At 74.2% G+C, this 5,029-nt stretch carries 4 protein-coding genes; 1 reads left to right on the top strand and 3 read right to left on the bottom strand.

Annotated elements, in window-relative coordinates:
* The first annotated feature begins 63 nt into the window (after positions 1 to 63).
* A complete protein-coding gene (locus H5J30_RS17265) occupies positions 64 to 1,626 on the top strand; it encodes an FAD-binding oxidoreductase (RefSeq protein ID WP_220189018.1) in 1,563 nt (520 codons plus the stop codon).
* 157 nt (positions 1,627 to 1,783) lie between these two features.
* Here the strand turns inward: H5J30_RS17265 and H5J30_RS17260 are convergent, their stop codons facing one another.
* The 3 genes from H5J30_RS17260 to H5J30_RS17250 all read right to left on the bottom strand — a co-directional run bounded on the left by H5J30_RS17260 (position 1,784) and on the right by H5J30_RS17250 (position 4,934).
* Positions 1,784 to 2,518: a phosphatase PAP2 family protein gene (locus H5J30_RS17260; protein ID WP_181788314.1), complete on the bottom strand. Its 735-nt coding sequence runs from the start codon at positions 2,516 to 2,518 to the stop codon at positions 1,784 to 1,786.
* A 205-nt stretch (positions 2,519 to 2,723) separates the two neighbouring features.
* On the bottom strand, positions 2,724 to 3,710 hold the full coding sequence (locus tag H5J30_RS17255) for a C40 family peptidase (protein WP_309505554.1): 987 nt from the start codon (positions 3,708 to 3,710) through the stop codon (positions 2,724 to 2,726).
* A gap of 60 nt (positions 3,711 to 3,770) precedes the next feature.
* The gene (locus H5J30_RS17250) at positions 3,771 to 4,934 is read right to left on the bottom strand and encodes a serine hydrolase domain-containing protein (RefSeq protein WP_181788313.1); all 1,164 of its coding nucleotides are present in this window, start codon (positions 4,932 to 4,934) and stop codon (positions 3,771 to 3,773) included.
* Positions 4,935 to 5,029 lie beyond the last annotated feature (95 nt).

Below are 5,029 nucleotides of genomic sequence, written 5' to 3'. Positions count from 1 at the left end.
GTCCGGCCAGGCATTGCTACTTGGGGGTAGCGAAGGGCGGACCCGATGCGCTGTGCTGTGCGGATGGACAGGCGCACAGTGCTCCGCACCGCTCTCGCCACCGCCGCCGGCGTGGGCGTCACCGCCGGCCTCGCCGGCTGCTCCGGCGACGACGACGGCGGCGGGAAGCCGGACCCCAAGCCCTCCGGCTCGAAGGGCGGCGGGACCACGGGCCCGCCGGACTGGCCCGCGCTCGCGCAGTCCCTCGCCGGCCGCCTCGTCCTCCCGGGCCACGACGACTACCGGGTCGCCGCCCAGCAGTACAACACCCGCTTCGACGACCTGCGACCCGCCGCCGTCGCGTACGTCGACCACGCCGACGACGCCGCCGAGTGCCTGCGCTTCGCCCGCGCCGCCGGCGTCCCCGTCGCCGTACGCAGCGGAGGCCACTCCTACGCCGGCTTCTCCAGCGGCAACGGCCGCCTCGTCGTCGACGTCTCCGCGCTGTCCGGCATCGACGCCGACTCCGACACCGCGACCGTCGGCGCCGGGGCGCGCACCATCGACGTCTACGAGGCCCTCGCCGTCCGCGGCCGGACCATACCCGCCGGCTCCTGCGCGACCGTCGGCATGGCGGGCCTCACCCTCGGCGGCGGCCACGGGGTGGTCTCGCGCGCGTACGGGCTCACCTGCGACCACCTGACCGGCGCGACCGTCGTCACCGCGGACGGCAGGACCGTCGAGTGCTCGGCGGAGGAGAACAAGGACCTGTTCTGGGCGCTGCGCGGCGCCGGCGGCGGCAACTTCGGCGTCGTCACCGAACTGCGCTACGACACCCGCGAGGCCGCGGACGTCGTCGCCGCGAACATGGTGTGGCCGTGGTCCAAGGCCGAGGCGCTGCTGACCACCTGGCAGCAGTGGGGCCCCGACCAGCCCGACGAGCTGTGGTCCGCCGTCCACTTCGGCAACACCCGCGGCGGCGAGCCGACGATATCCGTGGCGGCGCTGTCGCTGGGTACCGAGGACGACATGCACGAGGCCGTCGACTTCCTCGCCGACCAGGCCGGCGGGCCCGGTCCCGCCGAGGACGTCTCCATCGGCCCGCAGACGTACATCCACGCGATGCGCTCGTACGCGGGCTGCGCGCAGGCCGACCGCGAGCAGTGCCGGCTGCAGGGCGGCGTACCGGGCCGCAACTCGCGCGGCATCCTGCAGCGCGACACGTTCGCGGCGCGCTCCGACTTCTACGACGAGCCCCTCGGCGCCGGCGGCATCGGCACGCTGCTGGACCGGGCGGAGAAGGCGTCGCGCTCGGCGGACGCGCTGTTCATCCTCACGGCGCTGGGCGGGGCGGTGAACCGGGTGCCGGTGGCGGACACGGCGTTCGTGCACCGCGGTTCGCGGGTGCTTGCGCAGTACATCTCGTCGTGGGACGAGGGCGAGGACGGCGGTCCCGGCGAGCGGTGGCTCGCGGACACGCACACGGCGATGCGGGAGCACGCCTCGGGGGCGGCGTACCAGAACTACACGGATGCGGAGCTGCGGAAGTGGCGCGGCGCGTACTACGGGCCGGCGGCGGAGCGGCTGGCGAAGGTGAAGGAGCGATACGACCCGGAGCGGCTGTTCGACTTCGACCAGGCGGTGTAGGCGTCCGGCGCGACGAGGGGGGCGCGTTGGCGCGTGCGCCGGGCAGGGAGTGCTTCCGTACGCCCCGCGCCCCCGGCTCCACAGCCGCCGGGCGGCTCCCCCGGCCGTTCCCCTTCGCGCCCCTCCCGCTCCCGCGCCGTACCGCCCACGCCGCCGACTAGGCCGCCAACTCGTCGCCGTCCCGGCCGCCTCCGCCGCCGCGCTCCAGCGGCTCCGTCCGCGGCGCGGGCACGGCCGCCGGGTCCCGCTCGGTCCCGTCCTCCGACGCCTCCGGGTCGCCGACGAGCCACTCCGGCGCCCGCCGCACCAGCGGCATCAGCCCGGCCGTCGCCGCCGGGGCCAGCAGCAGTGCCACCGACGTGCCCAGGGCGATGCCGCCGACGACGTCCGAGGGGTAGTGCACGCCCAGGTAGACCCGGCTCAGCGCCTCCAGCAGCGCGAGCGCCAGCGCGGCGAGCCCGTACCGCTTGCTCGCCATGAAGATGCCGACGGCCAGCGCCATGGCGACCGAGGTGTGGTCGCTGACGAACGAGTACCCGGTCGTGCCCGGCAGCAGGACCTCCAGGCCCTCGTGCTCCCGGAACGGCCGCGGGCGCTCCACGATCGCGCGGATCGGCATGTTCGCGAGCAGCGCGAGCGCCGCCGCCAGCGGCCCCCACAGCAGCGCGGCCACGGCCGGCACCGCACCCGGGCGCCGGCGCACGCGCCACCAGCACACGACCAGCAGCACGCCGAGCATGCCGATCAGCCCGTACTCGCCAAGGAACGCCGCCCCGCGGTCGAACCAGGGCGGCGTGGAGTCCGCGACGCCGTTGATGTCGTACAGCACGGAAACGTCGGCGTTCGACCCGCTCGGGGGTGCCCCCGCCAGGTGCAGCGAACGCATGTCCACTCGGCTCCTCTCCCCACCCGTTTCCCGCTGATCGGCGGCTGCCGTCTTTCCTATTGCAACGGTGCCGCTCGCCCTTTGCAACGGCGCCGCGACGGTCGGCGTTCCGACTGCGACCGAAAGATCACCGGGAGGTTATCGAAGAGTGACCGTCCGTGCGGCCGCTCCGGCGCCCCCGCGCGGCGGCCCGCCGCACGTCAGCGCCGCGTCAGCGCTCCGGCAGCGCCGCGGCGCCGGCCTCGGTGACCCGCGTCGCGCCGAAGTAGTCCGGCGAGTCGATCGGATCGAAACGGATCACAGCGCCGGTGTAAGGGGCGTCGATCATGTAGCCGCCCCCTACATACAGCCCGACGTGGTGGATGGAGCGCGAGTCGTTCATGTCGTACGCGAAGAACACCAGGTCACCAGGGAGCAGTTCGTCCCTGCCGGGGTGCGGCCCGGCGTTCCACTGGTCGTTGGCCACCCGCGGCAGCTCGATGCCCACCGAGGCGTACGCCGCCTTCGTCAGCCCCGAGCAGTCGAACCGGCCGCCCTCCTCCGGCGTGCCGTCACCGCCCCACAGATAGGGCGTGCCGAGCTTCTCCTGCGCGTAGTGGATGGCGCCCGCGGCCTGCTTCGACGGCGAGAGGCGGGAGGTGGGGGCGGCGAAGCTCTGCTCCAGGGCGCTGATGACCTGGACGTAGTTCTGCGTCTCGCGGTAGGGGGGCACGCCGTTGTACTTGATGACGGCGTACGGTCCCGCGTTGTACGCGGCGAGCATGTTCTCGGTCGGGTCGCCGGGCACGTCCTCGACGTAGCCGGCGAGCTTGCAGTCGTACGTGGCCGCCGACGGGATGGCGTCCTCGGGGTCGTTGATGTTCCGCTCGCCGTCCCCGTTGGCGTCGATGCCGTGGGTGGCCCAGGTGCCGGGCATGAACTGCGCGATGCCGCGGGCGTCGGCGGGGCTGACGGCGTTCGGATCCCAGCCGCTCTCCTGGTACAACTGCGCGGCCAGCAGGGCGGGGTTGAGCGCCGGGCAGAGGTTTCCCCACTCCTGGACCAGCGCCTGGTACGTCGAGGGCACGGCCCCCTTCGCCAGGCCGACGCCGCGGCCGGCGAGGCCGGACGCGGCGGTGTACGTGCCGACGACGAGCAGGGCCAGGAACGACATGGCCATCCCCAGCCCCAGCGCCACGAACAGCCAGAGCTTGCGCACTCCTCAACCATCCCTCATCGGGCCCCGGCTGTCTGCCCGTTCCCTGCGCGCGGCGCGCTCTCAACGCCCCCTGTCCGTACGGTCCTTCGCGCACAGCGCGGCGTCGGCCGCCCCCTGGAGGTCCGCCAGCCGGTCGCCCTCGGCGGCCCAGGTGGTCGTGTAGACGGTCACCGTGCCCCGCCCCCGGTCGGCCCGCCCGCCGGCGACGGAGCCGCCCGGCAGGTCGCCGCCGTGGCCCCAGTACGCGCCGCCGCAGCTCAGCGGGAAGGACGCGACGCCGTAGCCGTACCGGCTGCCCTCGGGGTAGGTGTCCTGGCCGCCGACGTCGGTGGTGTCGTGGGTCATCGCCCGCAGCGCCCAGCCCGGCAGCAGCCTGCCGCCGAAGAGGGCGTTCCAGAAGGCGTTCTGGTCCTTCGGCGTGGTGACGAGGCCGCCGGAGGCGCCGAACTCGTAACCGGGCAGCTCCGTCACGTCGGTGACGCCCGCCCCGGGGTCCACCGGACTGACGCCGTAGTTGCGGGCGTGCGGTCCGCGTATGGCCAGTTCGTCCTTCGCGGGCCAGTACGTGTCCTTCAGGTGCAGGGGCCCGATGAGGGTGCGTTCGATGTACGTGCGGTAGTCCTCGCCGGTGACGTGCTTGATGAGCAGGCCGAGCGCCAGGTAGTTGGTGTTGGAGTAGCCCCAGCGCGCGCCGGGTTCGAAGTCGGCGGGGTGGTCGAGGGCGAGCGCGAGGTACTCCTCCTCGGTGGCACCGCGGCTCCAGTCGACGAACTGCAGGTACTCCGGCAGCCCGCTGGTCTGCTTGAGCAGCTGCCGCACGGTTACGCCCGTGCCGGCGAGCTGCGGCACGTACCGCGCGGCGGGCGCGTCGAGCCGCACCCCGCCCGCGGCGACGAGCCGCATCACGGCGGTGGCGGTGAACGCCTTGGTGTTGCTGGCCATCCGGTAGCGCCCCTCGGCACCGACCATGGGCCGGCCGGTCGCGGTGTCGGCGACCCCGGCGGTACGGGTCGTGCGGCCGTCGTACGCGAGGGCGCCGGGGACGCCGTCGCGCTCCACGAGGGCGTCCAGCCGGCTCTGCACGGGGTCGAGGGCTCCCTCGGCACCGCGGGCCGCGGCGCCGGGCGCAGCGGCCCCGACGGCACCGGCCACGACGGCGGCGAGGAGTGCGGCGGCGCCGGCGCGGCGGGCGGCGGTGCGGGGGCGGGTCCAAGTGCGGTTCACGGCGGTCTCCTTGGTCATGAGGCGATGGCTCCACCCTCGTCCCCGTACGACCTGTGATCACGGGTGCGGACCGCCGGACCCGGGGTGGCACCAGC

Origin of the sequence: Streptomyces phytophilus, from assembly GCF_013870535.1 — a bacterium.
Classification (GTDB): Bacteria; Actinomycetota; Actinomycetes; order Streptomycetales; family Streptomycetaceae; genus Streptomyces; species Streptomyces phytophilus.
This window is presented reverse-complemented; position numbering and strand designations above follow the sequence as displayed.

What these genes read in the sequence shown, in the direction of transcription:
- H5J30_RS17265 (WP_220189018.1), top strand. Translation starts at nt 64, where the DNA reads ATGGACAGGCGCACAGTGCTCCGCACCGCTCTCGCCACCGCCGCCGGC.